The sequence below is a fragment of the Mesorhizobium sp. P2_A12 genome, assembly GCF_056405075.1.
On record NZ_JBFUCU010000002.1, the window covers coordinates 188,869 to 204,580 of the forward strand.

General features: G+C 64.4%; 17 protein-coding genes and 1 tRNA gene. 11 read left to right on the plus strand and 7 right to left on the minus strand.

Annotation, left to right across the window (positions count from 1 at the left end; translation table 11 throughout):
- Positions 1-32 precede the first annotated feature (32 nt).
- Positions 33-1,259: an ROK family transcriptional regulator gene (locus AC1DZU_RS05720; protein WP_477282579.1), complete on the plus strand. Its 1,227-nt coding sequence runs from the start codon at positions 33-35 to the stop codon at positions 1,257-1,259.
- Positions 1,260-1,313: 54 nt separating this feature from the next.
- Here the strand turns inward: AC1DZU_RS05720 and AC1DZU_RS05725 are convergent, their stop codons facing one another.
- Complete coding sequence (locus AC1DZU_RS05725; protein WP_477282581.1) at positions 1,314-1,949, minus strand: FMN-dependent NADH-azoreductase; 636 nt, start codon at positions 1,947-1,949, stop codon at positions 1,314-1,316.
- A 113-nt stretch (positions 1,950-2,062) separates the two neighbouring features.
- Here AC1DZU_RS05725 and AC1DZU_RS05730 point away from each other — a divergent pair, with 113 nt between their 5' ends.
- The gene (locus tag AC1DZU_RS05730; protein ID WP_477282583.1) at positions 2,063-3,022 is read left to right on the plus strand and encodes a LysR family transcriptional regulator; all 960 of its coding nucleotides are present in this window, start codon (positions 2,063-2,065) and stop codon (positions 3,020-3,022) included.
- On the opposite strand, the gene AC1DZU_RS05735 is transcribed toward AC1DZU_RS05730, so the two are convergent.
- The gene (locus AC1DZU_RS05735; protein WP_477282585.1) at positions 2,952-3,581 is read right to left on the minus strand and encodes a TetR/AcrR family transcriptional regulator; all 630 of its coding nucleotides are present in this window, start codon (positions 3,579-3,581) and stop codon (positions 2,952-2,954) included. The two genes, AC1DZU_RS05730 and AC1DZU_RS05735, sit on opposite strands and share 71 nt — an antisense overlap.
- A gap of 66 nt (positions 3,582-3,647) precedes the next feature.
- Here AC1DZU_RS05735 and AC1DZU_RS05740 point away from each other — a divergent pair, with 66 nt between their 5' ends.
- The gene (locus AC1DZU_RS05740) at positions 3,648-4,064 is read left to right on the plus strand and encodes a VOC family protein (protein WP_477282587.1); all 417 of its coding nucleotides are present in this window, start codon (positions 3,648-3,650) and stop codon (positions 4,062-4,064) included.
- A gap of 107 nt (positions 4,065-4,171) precedes the next feature.
- The gene (locus tag AC1DZU_RS05745; protein WP_477282589.1) at positions 4,172-5,116 is read left to right on the plus strand and encodes an arginase family protein; all 945 of its coding nucleotides are present in this window, start codon (positions 4,172-4,174) and stop codon (positions 5,114-5,116) included.
- Here the strand turns inward: AC1DZU_RS05745 and AC1DZU_RS05750 are convergent.
- A complete protein-coding gene (locus tag AC1DZU_RS05750) occupies positions 5,079-6,026 on the minus strand; it encodes a S1C family serine protease (RefSeq protein ID WP_477282591.1) in 948 nt (315 codons plus the stop codon). The two genes, AC1DZU_RS05745 and AC1DZU_RS05750, sit on opposite strands and share 38 nt — an antisense overlap.
- Before the next feature lie 168 nt (positions 6,027-6,194).
- Between AC1DZU_RS05750 and AC1DZU_RS05755 the strand changes: the two genes are divergently transcribed.
- The 3 genes from AC1DZU_RS05755 (at position 6,195) to AC1DZU_RS05765 (ending at position 8,697) form a co-directional block, all read left to right on the plus strand.
- Positions 6,195-7,067, plus strand: coding sequence for a S1C family serine protease (locus tag AC1DZU_RS05755; RefSeq protein WP_477282593.1), 873 nt, complete (start codon positions 6,195-6,197; stop codon positions 7,065-7,067).
- 8 nt (positions 7,068-7,075) lie between these two features.
- A complete protein-coding gene (locus AC1DZU_RS05760; RefSeq protein WP_477282595.1) occupies positions 7,076-7,720 on the plus strand; it encodes a helix-turn-helix transcriptional regulator in 645 nt (214 codons plus the stop codon).
- 110 nt (positions 7,721-7,830) lie between these two features.
- Positions 7,831-8,697, plus strand: coding sequence for an SDR family oxidoreductase (locus AC1DZU_RS05765; protein WP_477282597.1), 867 nt, complete (start codon positions 7,831-7,833; stop codon positions 8,695-8,697).
- 108 nt (positions 8,698-8,805) lie between these two features.
- Here AC1DZU_RS05765 and AC1DZU_RS05770 read toward each other — a convergent pair whose 3' ends face one another.
- Positions 8,806-9,321, minus strand: coding sequence for a TIGR00645 family protein (locus AC1DZU_RS05770; RefSeq protein WP_477282599.1), 516 nt, complete (start codon positions 9,319-9,321; stop codon positions 8,806-8,808).
- Positions 9,322-9,641: 320 nt separating this feature from the next.
- Positions 9,642-11,894: an OmpA family protein gene (locus tag AC1DZU_RS05775; protein ID WP_477282601.1), complete on the minus strand. Its 2,253-nt coding sequence runs from the start codon at positions 11,892-11,894 to the stop codon at positions 9,642-9,644.
- Positions 11,895-12,091: 197 nt separating this feature from the next.
- Between AC1DZU_RS05775 and AC1DZU_RS05780 the strand changes: the two genes are divergently transcribed.
- Both AC1DZU_RS05780 and AC1DZU_RS05785 read left to right on the plus strand, forming a co-directional pair.
- Positions 12,092-12,538 carry a YcgN family cysteine cluster protein gene (locus AC1DZU_RS05780; RefSeq protein WP_477283262.1) on the plus strand — a complete coding sequence of 149 codons (447 nt, stop codon included), beginning with the start codon at positions 12,092-12,094 and terminating at the stop codon, positions 12,536-12,538.
- Positions 12,539-12,861: 323 nt separating this feature from the next.
- Positions 12,862-13,260: a hypothetical protein gene (locus AC1DZU_RS05785; RefSeq protein WP_477282603.1), complete on the plus strand. Its 399-nt coding sequence runs from the start codon at positions 12,862-12,864 to the stop codon at positions 13,258-13,260.
- Between the two features lie 252 nt (positions 13,261-13,512).
- Here the strand turns inward: AC1DZU_RS05785 and AC1DZU_RS05790 are convergent, their stop codons facing one another.
- A complete protein-coding gene (locus tag AC1DZU_RS05790) occupies positions 13,513-14,223 on the minus strand; it encodes an SIMPL domain-containing protein (protein WP_477282605.1) in 711 nt (236 codons plus the stop codon).
- Between the two features lie 135 nt (positions 14,224-14,358).
- Here AC1DZU_RS05790 and AC1DZU_RS05795 point away from each other — a divergent pair.
- A tRNA-Ile gene (locus AC1DZU_RS05795) sits at positions 14,359-14,434 on the plus strand.
- A 117-nt stretch (positions 14,435-14,551) separates the two neighbouring features.
- On the opposite strand, the gene AC1DZU_RS05800 is transcribed toward AC1DZU_RS05795, so the two are convergent.
- Complete coding sequence (locus AC1DZU_RS05800; RefSeq protein WP_477282607.1) at positions 14,552-15,055, minus strand: tyrosine-type recombinase/integrase; 504 nt, start codon at positions 15,053-15,055, stop codon at positions 14,552-14,554.
- A 236-nt stretch (positions 15,056-15,291) separates the two neighbouring features.
- Between AC1DZU_RS05800 and AC1DZU_RS05805 the strand changes: the two genes are divergently transcribed.
- The gene (locus AC1DZU_RS05805) at positions 15,292-15,696 is read left to right on the plus strand and encodes a hypothetical protein (protein WP_477282609.1); all 405 of its coding nucleotides are present in this window, start codon (positions 15,292-15,294) and stop codon (positions 15,694-15,696) included.
- The last annotated feature ends 16 nt before the right edge of the window (positions 15,697-15,712 follow it).

The window sequence follows — 15,712 nt, forward strand, 5'->3', positions numbered from 1 at the left end:
AGGATTTGCAGGGCAAAGCTCGAAAGGCAGAGATGGCGGCTGCGGAAATCCCCAATCTGACCGACAGCGCCCGCGCAGTGCTGCGTGTGCTCGCCGCGCATGGGCCTGTGACGCGGCCGAAGCTCGGAGCGATGCTCGACCTGTCGAAGCCGACCATGTCGGCCGCGGTTTCGGAATTGAGCGAACTGGGGCTCGTCGCTTCGCGAGGGCTGGAGCGCGGCGCCATTGGCCGCACGGCAACCATCTATGGCATCGGTCCGGGCGCGGGTTACGCGATCGGCGTCGATGTCGGCGCAGCCCAGGTGCGCGCTGTCGCTTATTCGATGGACGGGCAGCCGTTGTCGGCGGCGGAAGAGCCGATACCGGAGGCCAAATCCAGCCATCCCGACGAGCTCGGCGCCATCGTGCTGTCGGTGACGCATGCCACCATGGGCAAGGTGGGCAAGAGTTTTCGTGCGCTGCGCGCCGTTGCCGTGGCGGTGCCGCGTATCGTTTCCAACGACCGCTTCGACCGGCCGGGCGGACCGTCGGCCGTGCTTGGCCTGCTGCGGCGTCATGTCGAAGTGCCGATCATCCTGGAAAACAACGTCAACTGTGCCGCGATTGGCGAAATGCATTACGGCGCCGCGCAGGGCCACCAGACCTTCGCCTTCCTGCAAGTTGGCGTGCGGGTTGGCCTTGGCTTCATCACCGAGGGTCGGCTGTTTCGCGGCGCCGGCGGCGCCGCCGGCGAAATCGGCCGCATGCCATTTCCATGGTCCGTCACCGAGACGCCCAATCGTGAAGGGCTCGAACACTATCTCGGCTCGCGGGCGCTGATCGAGCGATGCCGTGTCGACTGGCCCTTGCAGGAAGGCGCGCCGCCGGACTCGGCCAAGGATCTGTTCGCGCGCGCCCGGGAGGGTTCGGCGTCTGCGCTGGCGGCTGTCGAGCGTCATGCCGCCGATGTCGGCAGACTGGCGGCCGGCTGCATCGGCATGCTCGACCCCGGCCTGATCGTGCTTGGCGGCGGCGTTGGCAGAAACCCGCTGATGACGGAAAACGTCGAGCGCGTCGCGGCAGAACTTGCGTGGCCGACACGCATCGCCGTCAGTTCGCTGGGAGACGGCGGCACCGCGCTCGGTGCGATGAAGCTGGCAGTCGACTACAGTCTCGGGCTCATGCTGCGCGAAGGCCGGCATCCGGCTGTGGTGTTGCCGCCTTTGCCCGAGATCGCGCAAGACACGACGGATATTGTCGCTGAGGCAAAGGACGCTTGACCAACAAAAAGGCAGGCGCTAGGCGCCTGCCTTTCAAATTCGACGATTGATGGCTTAAGCGGCCGCGGAGACCTGCTCGCTGGCCGCCACCACGGCATCGACCTTGGCGGTCGCCTTGGCGAGCGCGGCGGTGACCGCGTCAGGGCCCATGCCGACGCCTTCGATGCGGATGACGTCGACATCGGTCATGCCGAGGAAGCCGAGCACGCCGCGCAGATAGGGAATGGCGTGATCGAGCTGCACGGCCGCGCCTTCGGAATAGATGCCTCCCGAAGCCAGCACGATATAGACCTTCTTGCCGGTGACGAGGCCCTTGGGGCCGTTCTCGCCATAGGCAAAGCTCTTGCCGGAGCGGGCGATGTGATCCACCCAGGACTTCAGCGTCGAGGAGATGTTGAAGTTGATGAAGCCGGTGGCGAGGATCACCGTGTCGGCGGCGAACAGTTCGTCGAGCACGACGTCGGAGACGCCGACGACTTCAGCCTGGCGCGGGGTGCGGGCTTCAGCCGGGGTGTAGATGCCGGTCGAATAGTCGGCGTCGATATGCGGCAACGGGTTGGCGACGAGGTCGCGCACGACAAGCGTGTTCGACGGATCGGCAGCGAGGAGCTTTTCAGCGAATTCAGTAGCAATGCGGGTCGAGTGCGAGGCAGTGCCGCGGGGGCTCGATGTAACGAGAAGGATAGACATTTTGGGGCTCTCCAGGGGGTTGGATTAATTTGTCCCGCTGGATATGGGGCCATCGACCCATTTGAAAAACTGGTATATTTTCTATACTATCCATCCATGAAGTGGATATGATCATGCAACCCAACCCGACGCTCGATCAACTTCAGGTCTTTCTGACAGTCGCCGAGACAGGCAGTTTCTCGGCCGCCGGCCGCAAGCTCAACCGCGCGCAATCCGTGATCAGCTATGGCATCGCCAATCTCGAGGCGCAGCTCGGATTGAAGCTGTTCGAGCGCGAGGGCACGCGCGAGCCGCAACTGACCGAGATCGGCCGGGCGATGCTGGAGGATGCGCGCCGCATGGCCGGCGTGCTGCAGCGGATCCGCTCGCGAGCCGACGGTTACCATCAGGGACTGGAGGCGGAAGTCGCGCTGTCGGTCGATGCGACGCTGCCATCGCCAGTACTGGTTCGGGTGCTCAAGGCATTCGAGGCGCAGTTTCCGACCGTGATGCTGCGCCTGCATATAGGCTCGCTAGGGCTGATCCCCGATCACGTCGTCAATGGACAGGCCGATCTCGGCATTGGCGGCCTGCTGGGCGAGGTCGATGTGCATCTTGTGCGCATCGGCTTCATGTCGATGGTGCTGGCTGCTGCGCCCAGCCACCCGCTGGCGCTGCTGCCGAAGCCGGTGGCGATCGAGGATGCGCGCGAACACATCCAGCTTGTCGTTACCGACCAGTCCGAACGCACCAAGGGGCGCGACTTCGGTGTCTTCGCCTACCGAACCTGGCGGCTGACGGACATGCGCACGAAGCATACGCTGATGCGCGAGGGGCTGGGCTGGGGCGGACTGCCGCGCTGGCTGATCGCCGACGACCTGGCCAGCGGCCGGCTGGTGGAACTCGACCTCGAGGCTTTCAGGGAGGCGAACTCGCCACTGTTTGCCATGCATCGCAACGACAGCAGCCCGAAGCCAGCGGCGGCCTGGCTGATCGAGCAGTTCAAGCGTCAGCTCGGCTGCTTCAACGAGTTCGAGCCGGGCCAGGTACCTGACGAGGAGGACCTGGAGAGAGCCCATCAATCAGCGCCATGAGCACGGTGCGGTAGTCTTCGGCTGACTCACCGGCCTGGATGGCCAGGGCCGCACGGTCGAAGGCGGAAGCCAGCAGCGCGGTCAGCGCCTCGACCGGCAATCTCGTCATCGTCTGCGCCCGCATCGCCGCGACAAGCCCCTCGCGCAGCGAGCGGTTGCCATGCCGGTTGTCGATCGCGTCCATGGCGGCGCGGCCAAGCACGGCCGGCCCGTCAAGCAGCAACAGCCGCGTGCGGCCGGGCGCGCGCATGGCGACGAGATAGGCGTCCGAACCGGCGATCAGGGCGTCGCGGGCAAACAACGACGGCGGCGAGGCGCGCTCGATTTCGTCAGCCACAACTGCCGCTTCCTGCTCAACCACGGCGGCGAACAGCGCCTGCTTGTCGGCAAAATGGTGATAGAGCGCGCCGCGCGTGACGCCTGCGGCGGCGACGATCTCGGGCGTGCCGGTCTCGGCATAGGATTTTTCGGTGAAGAATTTGCGCGCCGCGGCGATCAGGTCGGCGCGTGTCGCCTCGGTGCGGTCGCGGTTGGAACGGCGCGCGGTCTCACGTTGCATACATGCAGCCTGTATGTTAATACAATTTACATGCAGAGTGTATGTTGTTCGACGGCAGAAGGAAAGATGAAGACCACGAGCTATTACCCGGTGCTGATGACAGGCGATGTTGCCGCCACAAAGGCTTTCTATATCAAGCATTTCGGCTTCAAGCCGCTGTTCGAGAGCGACTGGTACGTGCATTTGCAGTCTGCCGAGGATCGCCGCGTCAATCTCGGCATCGTCCATGGCGATCATGAAACGATTCCGGAAGAGGGGCGGGGTCGCACGTCCGGCCTGCTGATCAATTTCGAGGTCAGGAATCCAGATGCTGTCTACGAACGCATCACCGCCGCCGGCCTGCCGATCTTGTGCAGCCTGCGCGACGAACCCTTTGGCCAGCGCCATTTCATTACCAAGGACCCCAATGGCGTGTTGATCGACGTGATCAAGCCGATCCCGCCGAGCCCGGAGTTTCAGGCGCAATTTACCGAGGGTGCCTGAATGGGGTCGCTGGCAGGAACTGTCGGCAGAGATGGGCGGCGGCTCCGGCGGCGTGACCTGGCGGGCATTCGCGGTCTATGGTGGGCTTGGCAAACCCAGGCTCTTCCATGCGTGAAATCTGCCTTATCCGCGCCCCGTCCAACCTTGGTCTTCGCCCGCTGCGGCCCGGCCATCTGCCGGGGACATGGCGGGCGCCGCAGGCGCTGAGCGAGGCCGGCCTGGTCAAGGTGGTTGCTCCCGCCAAGGTGGTCGATCTCGAACGGCCCGCCTACGGCACCGAACCGCAGCCTGGCACCCGACTGCGCAATGGCCCTGCGATCCGCCGGTTTAATCTGGAGCTTGCCGAGTTTGTCGCCGGCGCGATCGGGCAGGGCGAATTTCCACTGATCGTCGGCGGCGATTGTTCGATCCTGCTTGGCGCGCTGGCGGCCGCACGGCGGTCCGGTCCACTGGCCCTGGTGCATGTCGACGGTCACAGCGATTTCCGTCATCCCGGCAACCACGATGCCGATGCCGCGCTCGGCTCGGCCGCCGGCATGGATCTCGCGCTCGCCACCGGGCGCGGCGAACCGCTCCTGACCGAGTGGCCAGGCATTGCCGGGCCCTTGGTGGCCGAAGAACGGGTGATCCAGATCGGCGAACGGGAGAGCCGTGATGCCGACTTCGCCTGGCCGGACATCAACTCCACCGCCATGACGCTGATCGACGTCTTTGCCGCGCGCGAGCTTGGCGTGGCGAGGGTGCTGGAAAAGACCCGGGCAACGCTGGCGCGGTCTCCCTACTGGCTGCATCTCGACATTGACGTGCTCGACCAGACGGTGATGCCGGCGGTGGATTCGCCCGGCAGTCCCGGCATCGATCCCGACGATCTCGTCGCTATCCTGTCCGCACTGGTTGCCGGTCCTGCCTGCATCGGCATGGACATGACGATCTTCGATCCTGACCTCGACCCGACCGGCGAACTGGCGGCGTTACTGGTGTCGCTGCTTGGGCGGGTGCTCGAGCAGCGAGACCTCAGCTACGCGCCACCGGCGTCACACTTACCTGGCTGACGCCGGTACGGCGCACGACGGTGCACAGTGTCTCGCGGCCGATGCGCTCAGCGTCGAGCAGGCGCACCAAATCGTCGACGCCGGTGACCGGGCGGCCGTCGATGGCGGCGATGATATCGCCTTCCTTCAGGCCGGCCTTCGCCGCCGGGCCATTCTTCTCGACGCTGCGCAGCCGCACAGCCGTGCTGGTCGAGACTTGCGACAAGAGGGCTGCGCGGCGCGGCAGGTTCGTCGTGTCGGCGGAGACGCCGATGAAGGCGCGGCGCACGCGGCCGAAGCGGATGATCTCCGAGATGACGAAATTGGCGGTGTTGGAGGCGACGGCGAAAGCAATGCCTTGCGCGCCATGGATCATGGCGGTGTTGACGCCGATGACCTCGCCGGCCGACGACACCAGCGGCCCGCCGGAATTGCCGGGGTTGAGCGCTGCGTCGGTCTGGATGACGTCGTCGATCAGCCGCCCGGTGGAGGCGCGCATCGAACGGCCGAGCGCCGAGACGACGCCTGAGGTGACGGTCCATTCGAAGCCGAGCGGATTGCCGATGGCAATGGCGATCTGGCCGCGCCGCAGCCGCTTGGAATCGCCAAGGGGGGCGACATCGGCAAAGCTGCCGTCGGCGCGTACAAGCGCAATGTCGGTGTCGGGGTCGCGGCCAAGCACGCGGCCCTCGCGGGAGGCGCCGTCCGGCATCGAGACGCGCACCGTCTTGGCGTCGCCGACGACATGGAAATTGGTGACGACCAGTCCGTCCGGCGCGATGACGAACCCGGAACCATGGCCGCCCTGACCGCCAATGCGCTCGATGCGACAGACGGCGGGGCCGATGCGGTCGACGGCGTCGGCGACCGTCGTCGAATAGGCGTCGAGCAGCGTGTCATCGGTTTGGAATTTGGCGGCGGCGAGGGCCATGGGTGGGCTCCGTGTTTTCAGGCTTTATCGTGACTATATGTGCGGAGCGGCTGGAACCGCCGCGACCTGACCAGATGGCCAGTCAAACCAGCAACTAGCCGTCAGGCGAGTACCTTCAAGCGCGCTGCCGAGCGATATCTGGGGCATGAAGAAACCCAGGAGACCAATATGAGCGATTTCAATCTGAGCGCGTTTTCCCAGGCCATCGCGGATCTCGCCGCCAAGGCGGCTCCGGCAACGGCGAGTTTCGCCACGCATCATCATCGCACGGCAAGCGCCTTCCATTGGCGCGACGGTTACTTCGTCACCGCCGAGGAAGCCGTCGAGGCCGGCGAGGAGATCGAGCTGACGCTGGCCTCTGGCGAGACGGTGAAGGCCGAACTGGTAGGCCGCGATCCATCGACCGGCGTCGCCCTGCTGAAGCCGGCCGATGCGGGCACAGCGCCTGCACTTACCGAGGCGGATGCGGTACGGCCCGGCAACATCGCCATCGCCATCGGCAACAGCCAGGGTTCGGCGCTGGCCGTGTCGGGCTCGGTCGGCGAGGTCGGCCCGGCATGGCGCTCGATGCGCGGCGGCACCATCGACCGGCGCATCAATCTGGCCGTCGGTGCCGGCGGCCGTTTCGAGGGCGGCCCGGTGCTCGACGCCAAGGGCGCGCTGATCGGCATGCTGTTGTTCGGGCCGCGCCACCGGGCACTGGTGATGCCTTTCGAGACGATCGAGCGGGCGGTGGCGACCTTGCGTGAAAAGGGCCATGTCGCGCGCGGCTATCTCGGCGCCGGGCTGCACCCGGTGCGCGACCGCGACGCGCATGGCGCGATGGTGATGAGCCTCGACGACGAGGGCCCGGCCAAGGCCGCCGGTCTTTCGCTCGGAGACATCATCGTGGCATGGAATGGCGAGGCCGTGCATGGCCCGCGCGATCTGATCCGCAGGCTCGGCCCTGACAGCGCCGGCGTTTCGGTGACACTCGGTGTCGTGCGCGGCGGCGAACAGCGCGATGTCGCGCTGACGATCGGCGAAAAGCCGCTTTCCTGAGAGGAGTGATGGACACGCTCACCAGCGACCGGATCATGCATGACGGTGCCGCCTCGCGGCGGCTGGTGGTGCTGATTGCGCTTGGCGACGCGGCTCGCGCCGAGCGCTTGGCTGCGTCGTTTGCCGCGAGCGACGACCTGCTGCCGGTCGCGGCCGGCGGCGGTACCGCCGATGTCGCTATCGTCGATGACAGCAGCGGTGATGCCGTGCCGGCCTCCACGCCACGGGTGCTGCTGTCGGGCCGCGCCGAGCGGCCTGCTGGCGAGGTGTTGGCCGTGATGCCTGCGGGCGCGGACGATTTGTTGATTGCAGCGGCAGCGCGGCTGGCGGCGGCCGGCTATCGCGTAACGAGCGATGACGAACGCGGGCGCCATGAGGATTTCCATGCCGGCGATCGCGAGGCCGGCGATGGCGAGCCGTTTGACGACGAAGCCTCCGACGAGCACGCCGCCCGGCCTTCGCTGTCGCCGCGCGAGGCGGAAGTGCTGGCGCTGCTGGCCGAGGGCGCACCCAACAAGGTGATCGCGCGGCGGCTGAACATTTCCGTGCACACGGCGAAGTTCCATGTTGCCGCGATCCTGATCAAGCTGGGTGCCGCCAACCGCACAGACGCGATCGCCATCGCGATGCGCCAGGGGCTGGTGCTGGTTTAGTCACAAACCCTACGCAGCGTAACTCGGCGTCCAGCGCGTCGGACCTTGCACTGCGGTCGCCTGCCGCGCAAAGGTTCGCGCCTGCTGTGTTGCAAGGGAGGCGCAAGGAAATGTCGCTCAAGGGAAAGACGCTGTTCATCTCCGGCGGGTCGCGCGGCATCGGGCTGGCGATCGCGCTGCGCGCCGCGCGTGACGGCGCCAATGTGACGATCGCCGCCAAGACCGCCGAGCCGCATCCGAAGCTGCCGGGCACGATCTACACCGCGGCTGAAGAGATCGAGCAGGCCGGCGGCAAGGCGCTGCCTGTGCTGTGCGATATCCGCGAGGAAGCACAGGTTGCCGAGGCGGTTTCAAAGACCGTCGAAAAGTTCGGCGGCATCGACATCTGCGTCAACAATGCCAGCGCCATCCAACTCACCGGCACGCTGGAAACCGACATGAAGCGCTACGATCTGATGCACCAGATCAACATACGCGGTACCTTCCTCGTCTCCAAAATGTGCATTCCGCACCTTAGGTTGGCTAACAATCCTCACATCCTGAATCTGGCGCCGCCGCTCGACATGAAGGCCAAATGGTTCAAGAACCATGTCGCCTACACCATGGCCAAGTTCGGCATGTCGATGTGCACGCTGGGCATGAGCGCCGAGTTCGCCAGGGACGGCATCGCGGTCAATTCGCTGTGGCCGATCTCGACCATCGACACGGCGGCGGTGCGCAATCTGCTCGGCGGCGCGACGGTGGCGGCGATGAGCCGTTCGCCCGACATCATGGCCGATGCCGCGCATGCGATCTTCATGCGGCCGTCACGCGAGGCGACCGGCAATTTCTACATAGACGAGGAGGTGTTGCGCGCCGAGGGCGTCAGCGACTTTTCCATCTATGCGCCAGGCGCGACCGGACCGCTGGCCGGCGACTTCTTCGTGCCGGACGAGGTGTTTGCTCGCACGGACACGAAGATCAAGCGGATCTATTAGAGGCTTGAGGCAGCCAGCCGCCAATCCTCGAGCCGCGGAAAATCCTGCTCATGCAAGGCGATAGGGTGCCTATCCTGCCGGATTGATTCAACGCCGGCAGGCGTCACCTCATGCCTCGTCCTTCTTGCCTTTGCTCAGGCCCATCAGCCGATCGATATAGGCGAGCATGAAGGCCGAGGCGATGAAGGCGAGGTGGATGATGGTCAGCCACATCAACTGGTCGGTCGAATACGAAGACGAGTTGAGGAACACCTGCAGGAGGTGGATGGAGGAGATGGCAACGATGGTCGAGGCGACCTTGACCTTCAGCGAACCGACATCGATCGTGCCCAGCCAATGCACGCCGCCGTCTTCATCGTCGAAGCGGCTGACGAAGTTCTCGTAGCCCGAGATGATGACCATCACCACCAGCGAGGCGACCAGTGCGGCATCGATCAGCCCCAGCATCTTCAGGATCGTGTCGGTGTCGCCAAGGCTGAACGCCACGGCGACGAACTCGTAGAGCTTCTTGCCGAAGGACAGCGCATAGATTGCCAGCGCCACGCCCAGACCGAGATAGAAAACGACCAGCAGCCAGCGTGAGGCAAGGATGATCGATTCGATGGCCAGTTCGAGACGCTTCATAGAGTGGTTCCGGTTGGTTCTCTTGGGATAGTGGGCCGCGAGGTGGTGGTTCGTATTTCGGTCAGGTCGTCCCTGTTTGCAAGACAAAAAACCCCGCCGGCGAGGGACCGGCGGGGCTCAATGCGTCCCGCTGGAGTCGGGACGGGGCAGGGAACGCCCTGTCAAGAATCTGGGGTGGGTGAACCCACGATTCAATGAGCCGGCGCTAATGCCGGTACAATTCTTGTTGAACCTGACATGTCGAACCATCCCCGGCAGGACCGGGGATGGCTGCTTCTCGTGCAGAGTCCGCAAACCAGGTCATGGTTTTGAATCATGACCTAATTGTTGCTGGCCACCGGCGCCACCAGCGAGGTGATGCGGCGAATGGCGACGCGCCGGTTCTCGCGGTTGGGCGCGGCCGTGTTGACCTTCAGATACTCCTCGCCATAGCCCTGCGTCGTCAGGTTCTCCGGCGGAATGCCGAAGGCATTGGTGAGGGCCTCCGCCACCGCTTCGGCACGGCGGTCCGACAAAGCGAGGTTGGCCTCCGGCGTGCCGACGGCATCCGTATGGCCTTCGATCAGGAAGGTCTCGGCCGGGTTCTTCTTCAGCAGCTTTTCCATGGCGCTGGCGACACCCTCGAGCTTCTGCACCTCGGTGTCGGAGATCGAGGCCGAGCCGAATTCGAAGTTCAGCGTGTCGAGGTCGACGCGGCGTGCAATGTCGCGCACCCGGGCCGAACGCTTGACCTCGTCGATCGAATAGAGGCGCTGGACCTTCTCGACAGGCGGCTGCTCGAGGAAAGTGTAGTAGTCGTCCGGGCTTTCGACGTCCTCGGAATCGAGAATGTACTCCCGCCGCGGGATGGTCAGTCGCATCGGCGGCAGGTCGTCGCCGGGATCGCGCCAGTCGCCCTCATCCTGATAGTCCTGCTCGTCGACATAGCTCAGCACATATTCGCGCCCGTCGGGGGTGATGCGCGAACGCTGGATGACATCGCCGTAGCGGTTGCGGATGGTGACGATCTGGACGCCATTGCTGCGCTGGACCGTCTCGCGTATGCGGCCTTGCGGCAGATCCTCGTAATAGACGTCCTTGGCGCCGCGGTTCATGCGCGGACCGTCATTGCTCTGGACAATCGTCTGGTTGTTGAGCTGGATGATGACGCGGTCGCCGATTTCCTTGAGCACGTCGACGCCCTTGGGGCGGCGGCGGTCGCGGATGTTCTCGTCGGGCGCACGATCGACGCGCGTGCCTTTTTCCTCCGTCACCGGGACGATTTTTTCGGGCTTGATCTCCTGCTGGGCGGCCTTGTCGTCGGTGGGCGGTGGGCCCTGATCGACAGGCGCGACCACGGGCTTTCCGCCCTGATCGCCACCTTGCTGGGCGTTCTGCCCACCATTCTGCTGCTCGCTATTCTGCTGGCCGTTCTGGTTGGCGGGCTTCCTGCGGCCCTGGTCCTTGCCGCCCTTGCGCTCGGCATCCTTCTGGCTGTCCAGTATGGGAGCGGCGTTCGGATCGGCAGGCGCTTCGCCCTGGACAGGCGCCGTCTTGCCGCCATTGGCCGGCTGCTCGGCTAGGGCAGGCTTTTCGCCATTTGCCGGTTGTTGGCCCGTGGCAGGCTGCTCGCCCGTGACAGGCTGCTCGCCGGTGGCAGGCTGCTCGCCAACTAGTTTCTTGCCGTGCTTCTTGGTCTTGTCCTGAGGCTGCTCGCCCTGGGCAGCAGGCTGTTCGCCGGCAGGAGCCGGTTCGACCTTGGGCTTCGCCACTTCGGCCGGAGCTTGCTTCTCGGTCGGTGCCGGGGCAGCTTCCGGCACGACGGCCGGTTTGGCCGTTTCGACAGGCTTCTTCTGCTTCTCAGGCTTCTGCGCGGGCTCGACGGCCGGCGCTACCGTGGTTGGCTCGGCCTGCTGATCCTGCTTGTGCTTCTTGCGCGGCTTGACTTGCTCGCCCTGCTGGTTGTCGTTGGCCGGTTCGGCCTGGCCGGCAGGAGCCGCTTCGGCTGGCGCCTGCTCGGTCTGCTGCTGCTGTTCGCGCTTTTTCTTGCGCGGCTGCTGCGCCTCGGCGGCTGGAGCGGCCTGTTCGGCGGGTGCCGCTTCGGCTGGCGCCTGCTCGGTCTGCTGCTGCTGTTCGCGCTTCTTCTTGCGCGGCTGCTGCGCTTCGGCGGCCGGAGCGGCTTGCTCGGCTGGTGCCTGCTCAGTCTGCTGCTGCTGATCGCGCTTCTTCCTCCGAGGTTGCTGCTCTTCGACAGCCGGAGCGGCCTGCTCGGCAGGGGCGGACTCCGTCTGCTGTTGCTTCTCACGCTTCTTGCGCGGCTGCTCCTGCTCGGCGGGTTGCTCGCCCTGGGCGGCGGGCGCCGCCTGCTGCTCAGGCTCGGCCTTCTTCCGCTCCTTTTGTTTTGGCTGCTTCTGCGCACAGGCTTCGGCCGATTCGCCCTCGGCGCACTCTGCCTGCGCCAAAATGAACGCGGCTGACGTGTGCTGGGCGGGGCCGAAGGTGGCACTTCCCTGAAGCGGGAACGCGCCCAACGGCGCGGATGCCATCAGCAGGCCAAGTGCGGTGCCTGCCAGAATCCGTGGTTGGCGTTTCATCGAAAACTCTCCTTGTGGGGTCCCATCCTTGCCGAAACCGATCTTGCGCCGATTGGTTCCAGTTTGGTTGCGATAGACGCCGTACGGGGCGATTGGCCGGCCTTTTGAAGGCAACTTCGTGTCATTCACCTGGCGACCGCCGCATTCCGGCCGCTACCGCGCTTGACCTTGTCGGCGGCTGGGGCCACATGCCGGGAATGGAAACGCCATTCTGGAAAACCAAGGCGCTGGAGGCGATGAGCCCGGCCGAGTGGGAGTCGCTGTGCGACGGCTGCGGCAAATGCTGCCTGTCAAAACTCGAGGACGAGGACACCGGCGAGATCTACTGGACCAGTGTCGGCTGCCGGCTGTTCGACGCGCAGAGCTGCCGCTGTTCGGACTACGCCAACCGGCTGGCGCGCGTTCCCGACTGCGTCGGGCTGACGCCGCAGAACGTTCGCACCCTCAGCTGGCTGCCCAGCACCTGCGCCTACCGGCTGGTGGCCGAGGGCCATGACCTCTACTGGTGGCACCGGCTGGTGTCGGGGAGCGCCGAGACCGTGCATGAAGCCGGCATGTCGATGCGCGGGCGGGTCAAGGCGAGCGAGACCGATCTTGCCGAGCCGGAAGACTATTTTGATTACCTGCTGGACGACGAGCCCTAAAGCTCGCGTAGAGACGATGGCCGTAGCGCTCGCGTAGAACGGCGAGCCGTACGGCTCGCATTGGAGACGAGAGCCATAGGGCTCCGCTTTGGAACGAACAAGCTGGTCTTCAGCCAATCAGCTGGATTGGGACCCGGGCACTGAGTGAGGCGTTTTGGGGCATTCACCCCTGCAGTGGACGATGGTAGATGGCCAGCGAAATCCTTTCCGCCACATGAACCGGAGATGAACGGCCGGTTCGCAATGAGTTCAGACAGCCAAGTGCATTCTCCCCTCATCGGTTCACGAGGACGGGCGAAAGCCCGCAACAAGGAGAGAAGTCAATGTTCAACACGATCAAGACGGCAGCCCTTTCGGCTCTGGTCGGTCTCGGCACGCTGGCCGCCATCCCGGCCCATGCCGACAGCCTCTATCTCGGCTTCGGCAACAACAACGACACGCGCTTCGGCGTGTATGCCGGCGACGACGGCTATCGCCATCGCCGTGATGAACGTCGCGGCTGGGGTGATGAACGCCGCGGCTGGGGTGATGAACGCCGCGGCGAATGGCGCCGTGGCTGTTCGCCGGACCGCGCGCTCGACAAGGCCGAACGCATGGGTCTCCACCGCGTCCGCATCCTCGACGTCAACCGTCGTACTGTGAAGGTGATGGGCCGACAGTACGGCGACCGCGTCGTCGTCGTGTTCGCCAACGATCGCGGCTGCCCGGTTATCTATCGCTGAGGCCGGGTCCGGCTTGAATACAAGGGCATGATCTCCTTCAAAGATCAGCCTGGCGGCATGACCCTCATCGAGGGTTAGCCGGGCAGCACGATCTTCTGCGAAGATCAGCTGGGAGTAGCCGAGCCCCTTTCCTGCTGGAAGGGCGTGGCTCGAAAAAACCCCGCGGGAGCAATCCCGCGGGGTTTTTCATGCAACGTGTTGGCCATGGCTGGATCCATGGCCGAGCAAGCCCAGCCATGGATCGTCAGGCGCCTACTTCAGTTCGAAGGTGACGGTGACCTGGACGTTGTAGGAATTCTCGCCGGCCTGCACCGGAGCCGCGCCCGCCGCGGCATCGAAGGCCTTGGCGTTGATCGGCATTGGCGTCGGGGCGATGTTCTGGTCGGTGATCTCGAGCACCCGGCCGAGGCTGACGCCGGCGGCCTCGGCAAGCGTCTTGGCCTTGGCCACTGCGTTGGCCACCGCCTTCTTGCGGGCCTCGGTGACGGTCGCTGCCGGGTTGTCGTTGGTGAAGGCAATGCCGCCGCCCTGGTTGACGCCGAGCGACACTGCCTTGTCCAGAATCTCGCCCGTCTTGTCGACATCGCGCACCCGCACCGACAGCGTGTTGGTCACCTGATAGGCGACGAGTTCGGCTTCCTGGCTGCCATCCGGCTTGTTGGTGTAGTTGTAGCGCGGGTTGATCTGGATGCCGGCGGTCTGCAGGTCGCGGTCCTTGATGCCAGCCGACTTCATGGCGGCGATCACGGCGGCCATGGCGTCGTTGTTGGCGTCGAGTGCCGCGCGTGCGGTCTTGGCTTCGCGCATGACGCTGAGCGTCAGGATCGCCAGATCGGGGGCTACGGTTGCTTCGCCTTCGCCCGACACAATGATGCGGGGCGGCGTCGGCAAATCGGTTGCTCCAGCCATCGCCGGAAAAGCGATTGCAGCGGCGAGCGCGAGAGGCAAAAGGCGTCTGGTCATGAAAATCTCCTTGGTCCGCGATCAAAGTCGCAGAGGTCGCGTAGAGCGCGATTATGGGTTGATTTGGGCGATCCGTGGAAGCCCGACGGGAAAGCCTTGTGCGGCGATGCGAAAAACATTAATCCAGCCCGCGTGGGGCCTGTAGCTCAATGGTTAGAGCCGGCGGCTCATAACCGCTTGGTTGGGGGTTCGAGTCCCTCCGGGCCCACCATTATTGTTGATTTTATTGATAAAAATATGCCTCGGCCCAAAACGTTTTGGGCCCATAATGGGCCCAAAGGAAAGGGCGGCCGATATGCCATCCTGCGCACCGGTCGGTTGATTTCACTTACTTGACGACGCGCAGGGCCGCTCGCTGCTTCATCGCATCGCGTTTGGCCTCACGCTCGTTGATGGCGCGGGCGATGTCGACAGCCATTCGCTTCTCGTTAGCCTCCCGGACATATTCGTCCGTCACCGTCATGGAAGAATGCCCCATCGCCTCCATGATGGCGCGCGCTTGGATGTTGCATTCGGCGAGATACGTACCGAAGGTGCGGCGGAGCCCGTGCAGAGTGTAGCCCTCCGGAATGCCGGCCTGCTTGTTCCAATGTGCCATCATACCGGTGAGCCTCTTTTCCGCGAATGGACGCCCATTCTTCAGTACCGTCCCGCCTTTCGAACGATCGAGCGGCGCCAACGCTTGCGCCAGCTTGTCAACGATGGGGATAAACATCTCGCGCCCGCCGTGACGGTTTCGGTTCTTCTTCTGCCGGAAATCGAAGGCCTCGATCACCTCCAGAGAGCCGTCGAACAGTTCGATCTCCTCGAAGACCAAATCGTCCCATTCCAACGCGGCGATATCGCGGCGTCGGTTGCCGAGCCAGAAAGCGAGCGCGTAACAGGTGCGCGGCGGGGAGCCGATCGGATGGCGCGCCTCGAACTTTCACGAATGGGGACCGGCCATGCGGGATTGACGGTCGATCTAGGAATGCGGACGCGGATCGACAGTGAGGGATCGTCCTGCGGTTTGATCCATTTCTCAACCTCGATCGCCACCCGCAGGAGCTTCTTGATTGCGACCAGCAGGTGCTTGACAACCGTCCGGTTGGCGGCAAAGACGCTTTCGATAGTCGCACGCAGATGGTCGGCGTCGAGATGTTCTATTGGCATATCGCGCCAAGTCAGCGGATAGGCAGGATCGACCTGCATCCGACGGAAGCGTTCAATAAGCCGAGCATTCTTCCGCTGCGTCGCTTCGTTCTTATTTTGTTCGCGACCGCCAATGGGCACCGGAGCCCGCCGTCAATGAAACCAATCGACTCGAATTCCGCCGACTACCTCGCAGTCCAGGCTGCGGTCACACGTGAACGTCCAGGCATCCAGCGCAGAGCGGAAAAAATGCTGAAGCAGTTGCGAGATCTTTCTGACGTACAGCCAAAAGCAAGCGATTTGCGAGCTTACGGCTATCTTGATATTGGCCAACGATCCTAACACTCGAAAGATGGCA

Excerpts from the sequence above, each read along its gene's own strand:
- AC1DZU_RS05775 (WP_477282601.1), bottom strand. The coding sequence starts at position 11,894 with ATGAAACGCCAACCACGGATTCTGGCAGGCACCGCACTTGGCCTGCTG.
- AC1DZU_RS05745 (WP_477282589.1), top strand. The coding sequence starts at position 4,172 with ATGCGTGAAATCTGCCTTATCCGCGCCCCGTCCAACCTTGGTCTTCGC.
- AC1DZU_RS05740 (WP_477282587.1), top strand. The coding sequence starts at position 3,648 with ATGAAGACCACGAGCTATTACCCGGTGCTGATGACAGGCGATGTTGCC.
- AC1DZU_RS05780 (WP_477283262.1), top strand. The coding sequence starts at position 12,092 with ATGGAAACGCCATTCTGGAAAACCAAGGCGCTGGAGGCGATGAGCCCG.
- AC1DZU_RS05725 (WP_477282581.1), bottom strand. The coding sequence starts at position 1,949 with ATGTCTATCCTTCTCGTTACATCGAGCCCCCGCGGCACTGCCTCGCAC.
- AC1DZU_RS05760 (WP_477282595.1), top strand. The coding sequence starts at position 7,076 with ATGGACACGCTCACCAGCGACCGGATCATGCATGACGGTGCCGCCTCG.
- AC1DZU_RS05790 (WP_477282605.1), bottom strand. The coding sequence starts at position 14,223 with ATGACCAGACGCCTTTTGCCTCTCGCGCTCGCCGCTGCAATCGCTTTT.
- AC1DZU_RS05755 (WP_477282593.1), top strand. The coding sequence starts at position 6,195 with ATGAGCGATTTCAATCTGAGCGCGTTTTCCCAGGCCATCGCGGATCTC.
- AC1DZU_RS05750 (WP_477282591.1), bottom strand. The coding sequence starts at position 6,026 with ATGGCCCTCGCCGCCGCCAAATTCCAAACCGATGACACGCTGCTCGAC.
- AC1DZU_RS05770 (WP_477282599.1), bottom strand. The coding sequence starts at position 9,321 with ATGAAGCGTCTCGAACTGGCCATCGAATCGATCATCCTTGCCTCACGC.
- AC1DZU_RS05730 (WP_477282583.1), top strand. The coding sequence starts at position 2,063 with ATGCAACCCAACCCGACGCTCGATCAACTTCAGGTCTTTCTGACAGTC.
- AC1DZU_RS05735 (WP_477282585.1), bottom strand. The coding sequence starts at position 3,581 with ATGCAACGTGAGACCGCGCGCCGTTCCAACCGCGACCGCACCGAGGCG.
- AC1DZU_RS05720 (WP_477282579.1), top strand. The coding sequence starts at position 33 with ATGGCGGCTGCGGAAATCCCCAATCTGACCGACAGCGCCCGCGCAGTG.
- AC1DZU_RS05765 (WP_477282597.1), top strand. The coding sequence starts at position 7,831 with ATGTCGCTCAAGGGAAAGACGCTGTTCATCTCCGGCGGGTCGCGCGGC.
- AC1DZU_RS05785 (WP_477282603.1), top strand. The coding sequence starts at position 12,862 with ATGTTCAACACGATCAAGACGGCAGCCCTTTCGGCTCTGGTCGGTCTC.